The following is a 16503-nucleotide window of genomic DNA, read 5'->3' on the forward strand; positions in this document are numbered from 1 at the left end:
CCCATATCGGAGATCACCAGATGCACATCGAGAGCCGGCGGGTGCCCACCGCCCGGATCACCCAGAACGTCCTGACGACCGGGGTGGCCGAAGGCGAACCGGTGCTGTTCGTCCACGGCAACGTGTCGAGCTCCGTCTTCTGGCGGGAGACGATGCTCGCCCTGCCCGGTGGCTACCGGCCGCTCGCGGTGGACCTGCGCGGCTTCGGCGAGAGCGACCCGGCGCCGATCGACGCCACCCGCGGCCTGCGGGACTTCTCCGACGACGTCCTCGCGCTCGTCGACGCCCTCGACCTGTCCGGCGTGCACCTGGTGGGGTGGAGCATGGGCGGCGGGGTCGTGCTGCAGGCGCTGCGCGACCGGCCCTCGGCCGTGCGGAGCGTGACGCTGGTCAACCCGGTCTCGCCGTACGGCTTCGGCGGCACGCACGGGCCGGACGGCACGCTGAACCACCCCGACGGGGCGGGCGGCGGCGGGGGGACGGCCAACCCCGAGTTCGTGCGGCTGCTGGCCGCCGGCGACCGGACGGCCGACTCGCCCCTGTCGCCGCGGAGCGTGCTGCGCGCCACGTACGTCAAGCCCGGCACGGTGCTCGACCCCGCGGACGAGGACGTCTTCGTCGAGTCGATGCTCACCACGAGGATCGGCGAGGACAACTACCCGGGCGACGCGGTCCCCTCGGACGCCTGGCCCGGGACGGCCCCCGGCCACCGCGGGGTGCTCAACACCATGGCCCCCACGTACCTGCGGCTGGACGACCTGGACACCGTCGACCCCAAGCCGCCGGTCCTGTGGGTCAGGGGCGACTCCGACGTGATCGTCTCCGACACCTCGATGCTCGACCTCGCCCACCTGGGCGCCCTCGGAATCGTCCCCGGGTCCCCCGGCACCCCGGCCCAGCCGATGGTGACCCAGACGAGGACCGTGCTGCGGCGGTACGGGAACTTCACCGAGGTCGTCCTCGACTGCGGGCACAGCCCGCACGTCGAGCGGCCCGAGGAGTTCCGCGCCGCCCTCGCCGACCACCTGAAGCGGAGCTGAGAGGCATGACGATGACATCGACGGCGACTTCCCGGCGCCGCCGGCCCGCCGCGCTCGTGGCGGGCCTGGCCCTCCTCACCGCCGCCCTGGCCACAGGCGCCCCGGCCTCCGCCGAGACGGCCGGCGCCTCCGGCATCGGCCGGCACTGCGCGCTGATGGGCCTGCTGACGGTCGTGGGCGCCGAGCACCAGGAGAAATCCTGCCTGGACGACCTCACCACCGCCGGCACGGTCGCCTCCGGGCACACCGACCCCGCCGACTGGGCGGGTCTGCACCCGGCCGGGGCGACCAGCCCGTCCGGCGTGCCCGGCGTCCAGATCGACGGCTACTTCCCCGACACCTCCACCACCAACACCAACCACGGCTGGAACCACGACTCGCAGTTCGTGATCCGGCTTCCCGACGACTGGAACGGCGGGCTGGTCGTCGCGGGCACCCCCGGCAACCGCGAGCAGTACGCCAACGACTTCGTCATCTCCGACTGGGCGCTGGCGAAGGGCTACGCCTACGCGGCGACGGACAAGGGCAACACCGGCCTCGACTTCTACAAGGACGGCAAGAAGCCGGGGGACGCGCTCGCCGAGTGGAACACCCGGGTCACGCAGGTGGCGCTGGCCGCCAAGGCCGTCGCCGCGCAGCGGTACGGCAGGCTCCCCCGCCGCACCTACGCCGCGGGCATCTCCAACGGCGGCTACCTCGTCCGCTGGCAGCTGGAGAACCGGCCGTGGCTCTACGACGGCGGGGTGGACTGGGAGGGCACCCTGTGGACGCAGAACGACAACCTCCTGACCTTCCTGCCGCCCGCGCTGCGCGCCTATCCCAAGGGTGACGCCCAGGCGATGTACGACGCCGGCTACGCCAAGGGGTCGGAGTTCCTGTGGCCGTTCCACCATCAGGTGTACTGGGACCTCACCCAGCGGCTCTACCGCGAGGAGCTCGACCCGGGCTACGACGGCGACACCGACGCCGGCACGCCGTTCTGCGCCTCGGGCACGCCGGACTGCGACGCCGACTACGACTACGCGGCCCGCGGGAAGTACGTCGCGCCCGCGGTGAGGAAGATCGAGCTGACCGGGCGGATCGGCAAGCCCCTGATCACCCTGCAGGGCACGCTGGACACGCTGCTGCCGATCTCCCGCACCGGGGACGTCTACGCGAAGATGGTCGGCGACCGGCCGTTCCGCTACTACCGGATCGCCGACGGCACCCACACCGACGGCCTGTACGCGAGCTTCCCGGACAGGCTGCGGCCGATGCTGCCGTGCTTCCGCACCGCCTTCGACGCCCTCGCGGGCTGGGTGGAGAAGGGCCAGGCTCCCCCGCCGAGCGCGACGCTGCCGCGCCCGGAGAGCGGTGACCTCGTCAACGCCTGTCAGCTCGGCAGGTAGTGCCGCCGCACCGTCCGGGCGAGCCGGACGGTGCCCCGGACCCCGGGAACCCGCAGGACCGCGCGCCGGGCCAGCGGGTACCGGGGTCCGGCCGCGTCCTGGCCGCTCGCGCCGCCGACCTCCACCCTGCCGGTGCGGCCCATCCGCAGCCGGAAGCGCAGGGCCTCCTCCCCGCCGTCCAGCCGCAGGAACGGCAGCCACTCCCCGGGGCACAGGAACCCCTCCTGGGCGGCGAGCCGGATCGGGACCCTGGCCACCAGCCGCCCCGCGTGGCGTCCAGGAACGCCCGGCTCGATGAGGGCGGGCACGCAGACCTCCTGGTCCGGGCGGGCCGCCCGGCGCAGCGCCAGCTCGGCGGGCGGCCCCCCGCTCGGCGGCACGTACGGCACCGGCACGACGACGAAGACCTGCCCCCGGTCGCGGATGACCGTCGTCCCCGTCGAGACCAGGACGATCGACTCGGGGAACGACCGGGGCTCCACGCAGACGCCCAGTTCCCCCTCCTCCGACCACCAGGGGACGACCAGCCTCCGGGAGCCGCCGGCCAGGTCGCCGACGCAGTCGCCGGGGACGCCGGTCACCCGGGCGCGGGCCCGGTGCGCCCCGCCGTGCATGCGCGCGTGGACCTCCCACGGGCCGGCCGGCAGCGGGCGGCCCAGGGCCGCGGTGTCCACCTCCAGCCGGGCGGTCGTGCCGGCCTGCAGCCTGATCCCGTTGCGGTGCCGGCAGCGGGTCAGCGACGACGTCACCGGCAGGGCGTGGACGAGCCCGCTGTCGGGGTGCCTGATGTAGACCTCGACCCGGGCCTGTGAGACGGCCCGGGTGACGTCCACCAGCTCCGGGGGGAGGTCGACGTCCAGCGGCGCCGGGGGATCCCACAGCAGGCCGGTCTCGCCGTACGGGACGAACCGCATCGGCTCGCCGCCGGCCCGCATGATCTCCACGGTGAGCGCCATCTCGAACGCGCCGTCCCGCCAGCCGGCCTCCCGCAGGTCGGCCCGCAGGTGGGTGCCGCGCATGGCCTCGGCCAGCGCGAGGAGCCGGTCGAGGCGGCCGGCGCGCAGCAGGGCCGCGCGGACCCGCAGGTGGACGGGCAGGTACCGGTCCAGGTGCGGGGGGAAGCGCTGGATGACGAGCTCGCGCAGCGTGGTGAAGGTGGCCGCCCGCTCCCGGGCGGAGGCGGTGACGAACCGGCCGCCGCCGAGCCGGCGCAGCACCGAGGCCCGCAGCCAGTGCGCGTACATCCGGTCGCGCCGCCGTCCCGGGGGCAGCTCGGCGTCGATGACGTCGAGCAGCTCGCGCAGCTCCGCCCCCTGCACGTACGGGTCGCCCGGCGGTTCTGGGCGCTCGGCCACGTGGCAGCAGACCTCGTCGGCCAGGACCGCGACGACCTTGGCCCGCAGGTAGGCGCGGAGCACGAAGGTCTCCTCGGCCAGGCGCCCGCCGGGGTCGGGGAAGGCGAGCGCCTCGGCGTCCAGGAACGCCCGGCGGTAGAGCTTGTGCGGGGTCAGCGCGGACAGCAGCCGGTCCTTGAGGATGTCGGCGCGGTCGCGGTCGGCCTCGAACACCGGGGAGGGCGGCATCCGGCCGGCCACCAGCCGTCCGAGGAGGACGTCGGCGTCGGTCTGCACGGCCCGCCGGTACATCCGCTCCAGCGCGGTCCGCTCCAGCCGGTCGGTCTGCTCCATCAGGTAGACGTACTCGCCCTGGGCGACGGCCATCCCGATGTTGCGGCCGCGCATCGGCGAGCCGGTCTCCCCCAGGTGCAGCACCCGGACGTTCGGCCGCGCCGCCGACAGCGCCTCAAGGCGCCGCTGGATCCCGTCGCCCGGCCCGGTGTCGGCGAAGACGACCTCGTACTCCTCCGGGGCCATCGACTGCGCGAGGAGCGAGCGGACACAGGCGTCGGCCGCGGTGCCGGGGTCGCGCACCGGCACCACCACGCTGACCTTCACATCCATGAGCCCCAGGGTGCGTCGCCCATGGCATGGAGGCGGTCAGACTTGCCGAGTCCTGGTGTCTCAATACCAGCCCGTGGCCTGGGAATGGGCCCAGGCACCACATGGCGTCCCGTAGCGGCCCTTGATGTAGCCGAGGCCCCACGCGATCTGGGTGGCGGGGTTGGTCTGCCAGTCGCCGCCGGCGCTGGCCATCTTGCTGCCGGGCAGGGACTGCGGGATGCCGTAGGCGCCGCTGTAGCGGTTCATCGCCCGCTCGTTCCAGCCGCTCTCCTTGGTCCAGAGCCTCTCCAGACAGCCCCACTGGTCGCCCCAGCCGCGCGCGTCCAGCATCTGCTTGCCCAGCGCGCGGTTGCCGGACGGGTTGGCCGGGCCGGGCGGGAGCTGCTTGGGGTCGAAGCCGCCGCCGCCGGGCGCCTCCTTGACGATCTTGATGGGGCTGAGCTTGCGGCGCTTGTCGCGCTCGGCGGCCAGCCGGTCGGCCTTGAGCGCCTGGGCGGCCTGGGCCTTGAGGATGTCGCCCTCGGGGTCGGGCGCGAACGGGTCGCCGCCGCCGAAGATCTTCGACATCTCGTTCAGGGAGAGCGGCGCCGGCTTCGGGGCGGAGGCGTTCTGCATCGCGGTGTAGACGGTGAACCCTCCGCCGCCCACGACGACGGCGGCCGTCGTCGCGAGGATGACGGCGCGCTTGGGGGTCAGCCACCCCTTCTTCTTCCCGGCCCGCGGCTCCTGTGGGGCCGCCTTGTCCCGCCTGGCGGGTTTCCGGGCGTTACGGCGGGGGCGCGGAGCCGGATGCTCCCTCAGCTGCGGCGGTCCTGAGCTCACAACCTATGAGCTTGCCGCGCGCGGGGGGGTGCTCCGCAACCTGAACGACGGAGTTGGTCTGCCTCTCCCGTGAGATCAGCAAGCTTTCTCCCTGCTTACCACCCGATTACGTGGCCTTTCCCGTCATTTGGCAATCTAGTGTGATTTCAGTCACATTTACCGGTACGGCGGTCCACCCGGCCCGCGCACCGGAGTGGGAGGTCCCGGCGGGGTCCCGCCGTACCGCCCGGCCCGCCCCTCCCCTGTCACAGTTCAATGACGGGTGCCGATCGGATGGCATTTGGGCGAATAATTACGGCGTGGCGGGCATCCTTCTCGTGGAAGACGATCCCTCGGTCCGGACGGGGCTGGAGCTGGCGCTGAGTCGCCAGGGGCACACCGTGACCTCCTACGACAACGGCGAGGACGCCCTCGCCCACATCAGGTCGCGCCGTCCCGAGATCGCCGTGCTCGACGTCATGCTCCCCGGCATCGACGGGGTCGAGGTGTGTCGCCGCATCCGCCGGATGGACCAGCTGCCCGTCATCCTCCTCACCGCCCGCGGGGACGACCTCGACGTGGTCGTCGGCCTGGAGGCCGGCGCCGACGACTACGTGGTCAAGCCCGTCGAGCCGCGCGTGCTGGACGCGCGGATCCGCGCCGTGCTGCGCCGGGTGGAGTCGGCCGCCTCCGACCGCGTCACCTTCGGCGACCTGGTCGTGGACCGGGGCGCGCTCAAGGTGTCGCTGGCCGGCCGTGAGATCCACCTGACCCCCACCGAGCTGCGGCTCCTGCTCGAACTGGTCCGCCACCCCGGCCAGGTGCTCAACCGCAGATACCTGCTGCGGGCCGTCTGGGACCACACCCACGTCGCCGACTCCCGCCTGGTGGACGCCTGCGTCCAGCGGATCCGCGCCAAGATCGAGAAAGTGCCCGCCGAGCCGGAGTTCATCCACACCGTCCGCGGGTTCGGCTACCGGTTCAGCCCGCCGTGAGGCTGATGCACACCGGCCTGCGGGGCCGCCTGGTCATCGCCTTCACCCTCATCGCCGTGTCCGCCTCCGCGCTCGTCGCGGTGATCGGCTACGAGCTCGTCAAGCGCCGGGTCATCGACCGGACCGAGCAGGTGGCCGTCGGCGACGTGCGCGACATCATCGAGGGGATCAAGGTGCCGGTCGGCGCCCGCTGGCCGGGGGACGGCCCGCCGGCCGACACGCAGATCGCCGCCCTGCAGCGGAGCCTGCGCGCCCGCAACGGCCGGGTGGTGGTCCGCTACGAGAACTACGTCTACCCCGACGGCGACTTCGGCATGGGCGACGTCCCGGCCGACCTCGTCACCGCGTCCGCCCGTAAGACGATGACCGCCCGCCGGGCGGTCCGGGGACGGATGTGGCTGGTCATCGCCACCCCCGTGTGGCGGATCGAGCCCATCGGCATCGCCAGGCCCACCGGGATGAGCGTCTTCGCGTTCGTCCCCCTCACCGAGGAGGAGCGGCTCCTGGACGACCTGCGCCGGCCGCTGGCCGCGGCCGGCGCCGTCATGCTGGTCATCGCGCTCGCCGTCGCCCTGGTGTCGGCCAGGCGGGTGCTGCTGCCCGTCCGGCGGCTGGGCTCGGCGGCCCGGGCTCTGGGCGCCGGCCGGCTCAACACCCGCCTGCCGGTGCACGGCCAGGACGAGCTGGCGCAGCTCACCGCCACTTTCAACGACACCGCCGCCGCCCTGGAGCACAGCGTGTCCGAGCTGCGCTCGCTGGAGGCGATGTCCCGGCGGTTCGTCGCCGACGTCTCGCACGAGCTGCGCACCCCGCTGACCGCGATGACGGCGGTGGCCGACATGCTCTCGGAGGAGGCCGACCGGCTGCCCGCCGAGCCTGCGGCGGCCGTACGGCTCGTCCTGCGGGAGATCAAGCGGTTGCGGACCCTGGTGGAGCAGCTCATCGAGACCAGCCGGTTCGACTCGGGCACGGCGACGCTGAACACCGAGAGCGTGGACGTCGCCGACGTGATCGACGACTGCCTGGAGATACGGGGCTGGTCGGACCGGGTGGAGGTGGACGTGCCCCGCGCGCTGGCCTTCTCCGCCGACCCGCGGCGCCTCGACGTCATCCTGGCGAACCTGGTGGGCAACGCCCTGCGGCACGGCGCGCCCCCCGTCATGGTGACCGCCCGCCGCGTCCCCGGCGGACTGGAGGTGAAGGTGCGCGACCACGGCCCGGGCATCCCGCCCGCCGACCTGCCGCACGTGTTCAACCGCTTCTACAAGGCGAGCGGCGGCGACGGCAGCGGGCTCGGCCTGTCCATCGCCCGCGCCAACGTCGAGTTGCACGGCGGCACCGTCTCGGCGCGGGCGCAGGACCCCGGTGTCCTCTTCACGGTCTGGCTGCCCGGAAGATGAGGGCGCACCGCGACCCCGCCCGGAAGGCGGGACGGCCCGGCACGGCCGTACGGCGCACGGAACGGCCCGTCCGCCCGGCCCGGTGGCTCGCCGCCGCCCTGACGGCCGTCCTCACGCTCGGCGGGTGCGGGATCGCCCCCACCGGCGTCCAGGACCGCGGGCGGCCCCCTGTGATCAGCTACAGCCCCACGTGGGTGACCGTCTACCTGCTGCGCGACGGCCGCCTGGAGCCCGTCAGGATCCCGGTGGGCTCCGACACGGCCTCCGACATCATCGACACCCTGTTCCGGGCCGGCAAGCAGCCACCCGAACCTGAGCTGACCACCGCCCTCGACGCCTTCCGGCACTACGACACCGAGACCACCCGGTACGCCGAGTCGGGCCGGCGCAAGGACCTCGGCGACACCACGGGATACCGGCTGAACGTGATCATCTCGGGGGAGGGCACGCTCTCCCGGGCCGGGATCGCCCAGCTCACCTGCACCATCCGGCAGAACAAGCAGGAGAGCATCTGGAGCGTCGAGATCACCCGGCTGTTCCCCGGCGAGCCCAGGTCGTGGGGGGAGCACACCTGCTTCGAGTTCCGCGACCTCGCGGCCGACGGCGTGCGGCTGCCCCCGTGACCGGGAACCGCCTCCGGCGGGCGGCGGCGGGACGGCCGCCCGCCGGAGGCGGGCCCGCTACATCGTGATGTCCTCCAGCATCTCGGTGACCAGCGCGGCGATCGGCGAGCGCTCCGAGCGGGTCAGCGTGACGTGGGCGAACAGCGGGTGTCCCTTGAGCTTCTCCACGACCGCGACCACGCCGTCGTGGCGGCCCACCCGGAGGTTGTCGCGCTGGGCGATGTCGTGGGTGAGCACGACGCGGGAGTTGGCGCCGATCCGGCTCAGCACCGTCAGCAGCACCCCGCGCTCCAGAGACTGGGCCTCGTCGACGATGACGAAGGCGTCGTGCAGGGAACGGCCGCGGATGTGGGTGAGCGGCAGCACCTCCAGCATGCCGCGGTCCATGACCTCCTCGATCACCTCGGGGGTGGTGATCGCGCCGAGGGTGTCGAAGACGGCCTGCGCCCAGGGGTTCATCTTGTCGTTCTCGGTGCCGGGGAGGTATCCGAGCTCCTGGCCGCCGACGGCGTACAGCGGGCGGAAGACGATCACCTTGCGGTGCTGGCGGCGCTCCAGGACGGCCTCCAGGCCCGCGCAGAGGGCCAGGGCCGACTTTCCGGTGCCCGCCCGGCCGCCCATCGAGACGATCCCGATCTCGGGGTCCATCAGGATGTCGAGCGCGATGCGCTGCTCGGCCGAACGGCCGTGCAGGCCGAACACCTCGCGGTCGCCGCGCACCAGCCGCACCGACTTGTCGGGCATCATCCGGCCCAGCGCCGAGCCCCGGTTGGACAGCAGCCGCAGGCCGGTGTGGGTGGGCAGGTCGCGCGCCTCGGGCACGTCCGCGGTGCCGTGCTCGAAGAGCGACTGGACGTCCTCGTCGGCCACCTGGAGCTCGGCCATGCCGGTCCAGCCGGAGGACTCCACGAAGGCCAGTTCGGCGCGGTACTCCTCGGCCGCCAGCCCGATCGAGGCGGCCTTGACCCGCATGGGCAGGTCCTTGGAGACGAGGACCACGTCGTGTCCCTCGGCCGCGAGGGTGCGCGCCACGGTCAGGATGCGGGTGTCGTTGTCGCCGAGCCGGAAGCCGACGGGAAGGATCGAGGGGTCGCTGTGGTTGAGTTCGACCCGGATGGTGCCGTCTCCGATGGGCATGGGCTCGTCCAGCCGCCCGTGGGTCACCCGCAGGTCGTCGAGGTACCTCAGCGCCTTGCGCGCGAAGTAGCCGAGTTCCGGATGGTGCCGCTTGGCCTCCAGCTCGGTGATGACGACGATCGGGAGGACCACCTCGTGTTCGGCGAAGCGGCTCATCGCCGCCGGGTCAGCCAGGAGGACCGAGGTGTCCAGGACGTACGTACGCCGGTTGGTGGCCGGCGACGTGGCTGAGGACGAAGGGTTTGCCACGCGATCTCCCCCGGGCGCCATGGGGGGCGCCCTGCCATGTGCTGGGATGCGGACCGGACCCGGATCCCGCCGCGCGACACGCCGGGGGTGCCGGTGCCCGGCCCTCCCTGGCGGAACGTTGTCGCAAAGGCGGGCCCTCTCCGGTGTGGGCGGCCGGTGGCCACCCACTTTTTACGGTACGTCCTGAATACCCGCCTTCCAATGCCGCATGCCTGTCCAAAAGGGGGCATTCGTCACAGGGATCAGGAACCGTACCGCCGGTGTCGCGCGGCGTAGGAGCGGAGCGCCCGCAGGAAGTCGATTCTGCGGAAGTCGGGCCAGTAGGCCTCGCAGAAGTAGAACTCGGAGTGGGCGCTCTGCCAGAGCAGGAATCCGGAGAGCCGCTGCTCTCCCGAGGTCCGGATGACGAGGTCCGGGTCGGGCTGGCCGCGCGTGTAGAGATGCTCCGCGATGTGCTCGACATCGAGGACCTCGACCAGGTCCTCGATGCTCGCGCCCTTGCTGGCGTGCTCCTGGAGGAGGGAGCGCACCGCATCAGCGATCTCACGCCTTCCTCCATACCCAACAGCAACGTTCACAATCAGCCCGGGACGGTGGGATGTCGCTTCTTTTGCCTCTTTCAGGACGCGGGCCGTACGGTCCGGCAGGAGGTCGAGCGCCCCCATGGGGTTGACGCGCCAGCCGTCCGCCGCGAGCTCCTGGACCACGTCCTCGATGATCCTCACCAGGAGGTCGAGCTCGTCCTTGGGCCGGCTGAGGTTGTCGCTGGAGAGCAGCCACACGGTGACGACCTCGACGCCGGCCTCCCGGCACCAGCCCAGGAGCTCGGAGATCTTGTCGGCGCCCTTGCGGTGACCGCGGCTGACGTCGTCGAGACCCATGGCCCGCGCCCAGCGCCGGTTGCCGTCGACGATGACGCCGACGTGCCGGGGGACCGATCCCGGCTGCCGCGACAGCTTCGTCTCCAGCCGCCGCTCGTACAGCCGGTAGACGAGATCGCGCACATCCATGGAATCCCCTCCTTCCAACGCCCGCGGTGGAAGGGCGCTGACAGGCAATTATCACCGTCCCGGGGACCTGTTGCCCCCTCTATGGGGATCCCGGATGGGTTGCCGGGCTTGCTCGTCCCAGGCACTCCTCGGCCTCGGCGACCAGCGCGTCGATGAAGATCCCCAGTTCAGCGGAGGTGAGGACCGCGCGCAGGCCGACCCCGCCGCCGCACCAGGCTTCGACGAACGCCCTCCGCGTCAGTCGCCACTCCCCCGACCCGCCCCGCCGTCCCGGGGTCCAGACCGGGATGGTACGCAGCTGACATCGGAGTTCGCCCCCGCTGACGACCCCGTTCCTGGTCCGGTAACGAAACGCGAACAGTTCGTCCTCTCCCGGGAGGCCGGGGAAACGGTCGTCGGGATCGGGCCACTGGTCCTGGTGACCGGCGCGGGCCTCGGCGACCCCCCTGGCCAGCCGGGCGAGCAGCCAGCCGCAGCGCTCCCCCACGGTGCCGTACAGCACTCCGTCGCGGTGGAGTTCGAGCGTGATCTCGTACGGCGAGCCGACGCTGTCCCGGCACGCCACCGGCGTGACGGTCAGGTACGACCCGTCAAGACAGCGCAGTCCCCCCACGTCAGAGTAGGTATCCCCGGCCCGTCCCGCCAAAACGCGACGCCCGCGCGAACCGGGTCCACCAGCGGCGTCCGGCGGGCGGCTCCGGCTCGGGTTCCGGCAGCGGGTGCCCGGCCGCCCTCAGCCGCTCGGCGAAGTCCCGGGCGTCGGCCCGGGAGCCACCGGGCGGCTTGGGGCGGCCCCGGGCGTAGGCGTCGAACTCGGCGGCGAACCCGGCGGCGCCGAGCAGCGCCACGAGGTCCGGCCGGATGCGGGCCACGACCCCGCGTCTCTTGGAGACCAGGCTCGCGGCCTGGATCCGCAACCGCCCCTCGTCGAACCCCCGGGGCGGCTCGCCCCCGGCCACCAGGGCGGCCAGCAGCTCCGCCTGGGCCCGCGCCAGCTCGGCCCGGGGATCGGGTGCGGAGCCGGACACGGGACCGTTCGCCGTTCCGGGCCCGGGTGAGGGGGCGGAGCCGGGCCCGGGTGAGGGGGCGGGGTGGTTCATCGGGTCAGGCACGGGCCATCGCCTCGCGGATCCGGCCGAGCTCCGCCTCCAGCACGTCGTCGCCGGGATAGTCGCCGTCCCATTCGAGCAGCACGCCCGGCGGGTCCACCCGGGCGCGCAGCTCCGCCAGGATCTCCAGCACCTCGCCGGGGACCCGGGCGGTGTGGGTGTCGTGCCAGACGCCGTGGTGGAGGTGCCCCCCGGCGACGTGCACGTAGGCCAGCTCCGACAGCGGCAGGACGTCCAGCGCGCCGACGGCCGGCAGGCCCAGGTTGATCTGGTTGGTGTAGAGGTTGGCCACGTCGACCAGCAGCCCGACCCCGGTCGTCTCCACCAGCTCGCCCAGGAACTCGGCCTCGGTCATCTCGTCGTCGGGCCAGCCGAACAGGGCGGCCACGTTCTCCAGGGCCAGCGGGACGGGCAGGGCCGCCTGCGCCCGCCGTACGTTGTCGGCGACCACCGCCAGCGCCGCCCGGGTACGCGGGACCGGCAGCAGGTGACCCGCCTCCATGCCGCCCGCGCGGACGAAGGCCAGGTGCTCGCTGACCAGCGGGGCGTCCAGGGCCCGCGCGCAGTCCGCCAGATGCGCCAGGCGGTCAGGGTCCGGCGGCTCGGCCCCGCCCAGCCCCAGCCCGACGCCGTGCGGGATCACCGGCAGGCCCCGGCCGCGCAGCACCCGCAGCGACTCCGGAAGGTCGCCGGGACGGATGTTCTCCGCGACGACCTCCACGAAGTCCACGCCCGGCAGGCGCTCCACGGTCAGGTCGATCTCCGGCCGCCACCCGATGCCGACCCCGAGCCGCCCGGCCCCCGTCATGTCGTCTCCCCGCGCCGTCCCGGCGGGCCGCTCAGCCGCCACCGCAGCCCCCTCCGCCGCAGCCTCCGCCGCCGCAGCTCGATCCGCCTCCGCAGCTCGACCCGCCGCCCGAGTCGCCCCAGCCGCCCGAGCCGAAGTCGCCGCCCCCGCCGAAGGAGCCGCCGTCGCCCGACGACCCGGAGGAGCCCCCGCAGGAACCCGAGGCGCAGCTCACGGCGCTGTTCGCGTGCTGCCGCTGCAGTTCCTCGGTGAGGGCGGGGTCGCCGGCCTCGGCGAGACCGTACAGGGCGACCGGGATGCCGACCGCGGCGTACAGGGGCAGGCCCGCGGCGCGGGGGACGCCCCGCACGTGGGTCCTGCCGACGTCGGCGAGGACCTCACGCCCGGCGTCGGTCAGCATGCCGCGCAGCGCGCGCTTCCGGATCTGGTAGGTCGTCATGCCGACGACCGCGGCGAGGCTGCCGGCCAGCAGCGTCACCACGCCGACCGCTCCTCCGCCCCCGACGAGGAACCCGAAGAGGGTGGGGATGAAGGCGATGAACTCGAGGACGAAGGCGAGCACGGTGAGGACCAGCAGGAGGCTCAGCAGCCTCCTGGCCCGGGCGAGCACGCCGTCGGGGATCAACAGGCCCGCCCGCGTCAGGCCGTCGCGCAGGTCGCTCATGGCCTGGTCGTCGGCCACGGCGCGGCGCAGCTGCCCCACCTGGCAGGACCCGCCCCGGGCGCGGAGGGCCGCGAGGACGGCCCGCTCGACCGGATCGGGGGAGAGCGGGGCCCCGGTGACCAGGCTGACCTGACCGCCTCGTGACACGCGGACGCCCCCTCCCCTGGCGAGCACGGCGAGGGCCGTGTTGACCGTCCGCAGGGGCCCACCGGCCAGGTAGGCGATCTCGTAGTGGCCGGGCGAGCCGGTGAGGTGAACGGACGGGACCGAGCGGGCCCGGCGATGCTCCCTGGACAGGGCCGACGCGGTGAAGCCCACGGCGGCGAGGAGGATCAGGGCGACGACGAACAGTGCTTCTTCCATGTCCGGCCTCCCGGGGGGTGGAGGAAAGGCGGATGCCCCGCCGTCATGTAGACGATCGGGGCATCACGGAAGTTCGCCGCGGAGGCCGTTTTCCGGTGCGCAGCGGATCGCTCCGGAGCGCACCGGGGCGCGGCGCTACTTGTCCAGGCGCGCGACCAGGGCGTGGTACTCGTCCCAGAGCTCCTTGGGGAGGTGGTCGCCGAAGGTCTCGAAGAAGGCCGGGATCAGCGCGGCCTCCTCCTTCCAGACCTCCGCGTCCACGCTCAGCAGGGTCCGCAGGTCCTCGGCGGAGAGGTCGAGGCCGTCGGTGTCGAGCTCGGCGGGCAGCAGGCCGATCGGGGTCTCCACCGCCTCGGCCCTGCCGTTGATCCGGTCGACGATCCACTTCAGGACGCGGATGTTCTCCCCGAAGCCGGGCCAGACGAACTTGCCCTCGTCGTTCTTGCGGAACCAGTTGACGTAGTAGATCTTCGGCAGCCGGACGCCCTCCCGTCGGCCGATGTTGATCCAGTGGCCGAAGTAGTCGCCCATGTTGTAACCGCAGAACGGCAGCATCGCGAACGGGTCGCGGCGCAGCTCGCCGACCTTGCCCTCGGCCGCGGCGGTCTTCTCGGAGGCGATGTTGGCCCCGGTGAAGACGCCGTGCTGCCAGCTCAGCGACTCGGTGACCAGCGGCACCGCGGTGGCGCGGCGCCCGCCGAACAGGATCGCCGAGATCGGCACGCCCTTGGGGTCCTGCCACTCGGGGGCGATGGTCGGGCACTGGCCGGCGGGCACGGTGAACCGGGCGTTCGGGTGCGCGGCCGGCTCGCCGCCGTCCGGGGTCCAGTCGCGGCCCTTCCAGTCGGTCAGGTGCGCCGGAGGCTCGTCGGTGAGCCCCTCCCACCACACGTCGCCGTCGTCGGTGAGGGCTACGTTCGTGAAGATGCTGTTGCCCCAGAGGGTCCTGATCGCGTTGGCGTTGGTGGACTCGCCGGTGCCGGGCGCGACACCGAAGAAACCCGCCTCGGGGTTGATGGCGTACAGGCGGCCGTCGTCGCCGAACCGCATCCAGGCGATGTCGTCGCCGATCGTCTCCACCTTCCAGCCGGGGATGGTCGGCTGGAGCATGGCCAGGTTGGTCTTGCCGCACGCGCTCGGGAACGCGGCCGCGACGTAGCGGGTCTCGCCCTCCGGCGGGGTCAGCTTGAGGATGAGCATGTGCTCGGCCAGCCAGCCCTCGTCGCGGGCCATCGTGCTGGCGATGCGCAGCGCGTAGCACTTCTTGCCGAGCAGCGCGTTGCCGCCGTAGCCCGAGCCGTAGGACCAGATCTCGCGGGTCTCGGGGAAGTGGCTGATGTACTTGGTGGAGTTGCACGGCCACGGCACGTCCGCCTGGCCGGGCTTGAGCGGGGCGCCGACCGAGTGGACGGCCTTGACGAAGTCGCCGCGCTCCTCGATGAGCCGCAGCGCGGGCTCGCCCATCCGGGTCATGATCCGCATCGACACGGCGACGTACGGCGAGTCGGTGATCTCGACGCCGAGCTGCGAGATCTCGCCGCCGAGCGGACCCATGCAGAACGGCACGACGTACATGGTGCGGCCGCGCATGCAGCCCTTGAAGAGCTCCCCGAAGGTCTTGCGCATCTCGTCCGGGGCGATCCAGTTGTTGGTCGGCCCGGCGTCCTCCTCGCGCTCGGAGCAGATGTAGGTCCGGTCCTCCACGCGGGCCACGTCGCTGGGGTCGGAGGCGGCGTAGAAGCTGTTCTGCCGCTTGGCCAGGCGCTTGAACGTGCCCTGCTCGACCAGGAGGTTCGTGAGGCGCGTCCACTCGGCTTCCGAGCCGTCGCACCACTCGATCCGGTCGGGCTGCGTCAGCTGGGCGATCTCGGCGACCCAGGCGGCCAGTCCGGCGTGGCTGGTCGGGCTGGGGGCGGTTACGTCCTCGATAACGGACACTGCTACGGCTCCTTACGCTTCTCAGGGCCAAAACATCATTGACCAGGAAACCGCGTCCGATCCAATTGGCGTAGACCAGTGAATTAACGCGGTCGGCGGTCGCCCCGACCCCTCACCCGCCTGGTTCACGGGCGTATGGGCTGGCAGGGGGCATGGTGTTTGAGAGGACCTACCCAAAAGAAGCGAGCCTAAAAAAGCCGCTTACCGCAGTGGTATAGGCCACTGAGAAAGGTCTAAACCAATTAGTGAACAGGTTCAGACCAGTCGGCGGCCGTTTTCCCTGCCCAGGCTCACGAATCCAGGTCGGGCCCGGCCGCCCGGACCTGGTCCACGTGACGCAGCGCGTCCCGCAGATCCGCCAGCCAGGAGTCGGTGTGCCTGCCGACAAGTCGGACACACCAGGCCAGCGCGTCGCTGCGGCTGCGGGCCACCCCGGCGGCCACGAGGGTGTCCAGCACCCGGCGCTCCGACTGCCTCAGCCGGGTCATGACGGGGACCGACAGTGTGGTGAACATCACCGTCTCGTCGCCCACCTCGACGCCCCAGGAGACCTTGCGGCGGAAGCGGCGCTCCGCCTCCAGCGCGATCTCGACGCGTCGCTCCCGGGTCTCCTCGCGGAACCGCTGCACGCCGCCCTCCAGGGTGGCGGCCCGTTCCACCTCCGAGACGTCGTCGGCGAAGGAGGGCGCCGGGAGCCGGCCGATCACCGCGATCTCCTCGCGATCCAGGACGATCTCGGGCTGCCCCTCGAACCAGTCCTCGGGCAGCCGCCCGGAGAACCAGCCGCGCAGTTTCTGCGTTGCTTCTTCGATATCCATGTAATCGACATTACAACGCTACGAGCGACGAGACCATAGGCGGATTCGCCGTACGCGCGGGGTGAGGACCGCCGTGCACGGAGAGGCAGCCGTACGTGGGGAGGCAGTCGTACACGGGGAGGCATCACGCGGAGAGGCATCACGCGGAGAGGCATCACGCGGAGAGGCAGCCGTACACGGGGGCGCGCCTACGCGGGTG

General features: G+C 72.5%; 15 protein-coding genes. 5 read left to right on the top strand and 10 right to left on the bottom strand.

Features of this window, described 5'->3' with window-relative positions; all coding sequences use genetic code 11:
• Window positions 1-20: 20 nt before the first annotated feature.
• On the top strand, window positions 21-1040 hold the full coding sequence (locus tag ACQP10_RS33315) for an alpha/beta fold hydrolase (RefSeq protein ID WP_433540324.1): 1020 nt from the start codon (window positions 21-23) through the stop codon (window positions 1038-1040).
• A gap of 5 nt (window positions 1041-1045) precedes the next feature.
• Complete coding sequence (locus ACQP10_RS33320) at window positions 1046-2428, top strand: tannase/feruloyl esterase family alpha/beta hydrolase (protein WP_433540325.1); 1383 nt, start codon at window positions 1046-1048, stop codon at window positions 2426-2428.
• Here the strand turns inward: ACQP10_RS33320 and ACQP10_RS33325 are convergent.
• Together ACQP10_RS33325 and ACQP10_RS33330 are read right to left on the bottom strand one after the other, a co-directional pair.
• On the bottom strand, window positions 2413-4389 hold the full coding sequence (locus tag ACQP10_RS33325) for a glycosyltransferase family 2 protein (RefSeq protein ID WP_433540326.1): 1977 nt from the start codon (window positions 4387-4389) through the stop codon (window positions 2413-2415). The two genes, ACQP10_RS33320 and ACQP10_RS33325, sit on opposite strands and share 16 nt — an antisense overlap.
• Before the next feature lie 60 nt (window positions 4390-4449).
• On the bottom strand, window positions 4450-5211 hold the full coding sequence (locus ACQP10_RS33330) for a lytic transglycosylase domain-containing protein (protein ID WP_346018967.1): 762 nt from the start codon (window positions 5209-5211) through the stop codon (window positions 4450-4452).
• Window positions 5212-5510: 299 nt separating this feature from the next.
• Between ACQP10_RS33330 and ACQP10_RS33335 the strand changes: the two genes are divergently transcribed.
• From ACQP10_RS33335 to ACQP10_RS33345, 3 genes are read left to right on the top strand one after another with little or no spacing between them, the layout of a single operon-like run.
• Window positions 5511-6185, top strand: coding sequence for a response regulator transcription factor (locus ACQP10_RS33335; RefSeq protein ID WP_179825471.1), 675 nt, complete (start codon window positions 5511-5513; stop codon window positions 6183-6185).
• Window positions 6186-6190: 5 nt separating this feature from the next.
• On the top strand, window positions 6191-7585 hold the full coding sequence (locus tag ACQP10_RS33340; RefSeq protein WP_399501768.1) for an ATP-binding protein: 1395 nt from the start codon (window positions 6191-6193) through the stop codon (window positions 7583-7585).
• Entirely contained in the window at window positions 7582-8208 is a 627-nt protein-coding gene (locus ACQP10_RS33345) for a hypothetical protein (RefSeq protein ID WP_433540327.1), read from the top strand. The genes ACQP10_RS33340 and ACQP10_RS33345 overlap by 4 nt, the downstream gene beginning before the upstream one ends.
• Window positions 8209-8265: 57 nt before the next feature.
• Here ACQP10_RS33345 and ACQP10_RS33350 read toward each other — a convergent pair whose 3' ends face one another.
• From ACQP10_RS33350 to ACQP10_RS33385, 8 genes are all read right to left on the bottom strand, one after another.
• The gene (locus ACQP10_RS33350) at window positions 8266-9615 is read right to left on the bottom strand and encodes a PhoH family protein (RefSeq protein ID WP_189246502.1); all 1350 of its coding nucleotides are present in this window, start codon (window positions 9613-9615) and stop codon (window positions 8266-8268) included.
• Window positions 9616-9836: 221 nt separating this feature from the next.
• Entirely contained in the window at window positions 9837-10604 is a 768-nt protein-coding gene (locus ACQP10_RS33355) for an isoprenyl transferase (protein WP_179825482.1), read from the bottom strand.
• Between the two features lie 79 nt (window positions 10605-10683).
• The gene (locus ACQP10_RS33360; protein ID WP_179825484.1) at window positions 10684-11217 is read right to left on the bottom strand and encodes a hypothetical protein; all 534 of its coding nucleotides are present in this window, start codon (window positions 11215-11217) and stop codon (window positions 10684-10686) included.
• A 1-nt stretch (window position 11218) separates the two neighbouring features.
• Window positions 11219-11632 carry a hypothetical protein gene (locus ACQP10_RS33365; RefSeq protein WP_346018965.1) on the bottom strand — a complete coding sequence of 138 codons (414 nt, stop codon included), beginning with the start codon at window positions 11630-11632 and terminating at the stop codon, window positions 11219-11221.
• A 76-nt stretch (window positions 11633-11708) separates the two neighbouring features.
• Window positions 11709-12563, bottom strand: coding sequence for a DUF692 domain-containing protein (locus ACQP10_RS33370; RefSeq protein WP_346018964.1), 855 nt, complete (start codon window positions 12561-12563; stop codon window positions 11709-11711).
• Window positions 12553-13548 (bottom strand): TIGR04222 domain-containing membrane protein, encoded by a 996-nt coding sequence (locus tag ACQP10_RS33375; RefSeq protein ID WP_399501731.1) that lies wholly within the window; start codon window positions 13546-13548, stop codon window positions 12553-12555. Before ACQP10_RS33375 ends, ACQP10_RS33370 begins: the two co-directional genes overlap by 11 nt.
• A 135-nt stretch (window positions 13549-13683) precedes the next feature.
• Window positions 13684-15486: a phosphoenolpyruvate carboxykinase (GTP) gene (locus ACQP10_RS33380; protein ID WP_346018962.1), complete on the bottom strand. Its 1803-nt coding sequence runs from the start codon at window positions 15484-15486 to the stop codon at window positions 13684-13686.
• Window positions 15487-15776: 290 nt separating this feature from the next.
• A complete protein-coding gene (locus ACQP10_RS33385; RefSeq protein ID WP_346018961.1) occupies window positions 15777-16304 on the bottom strand; it encodes a hypothetical protein in 528 nt (175 codons plus the stop codon).
• Window positions 16305-16503: the final 199 nt, after the last annotated feature.

The sequence above is a fragment of the Streptosporangium sandarakinum genome, assembly GCF_050942225.1.
Taxonomy (GTDB): Bacteria; Actinomycetota; Actinomycetes; order Streptosporangiales; family Streptosporangiaceae; genus Streptosporangium; species Streptosporangium nondiastaticum.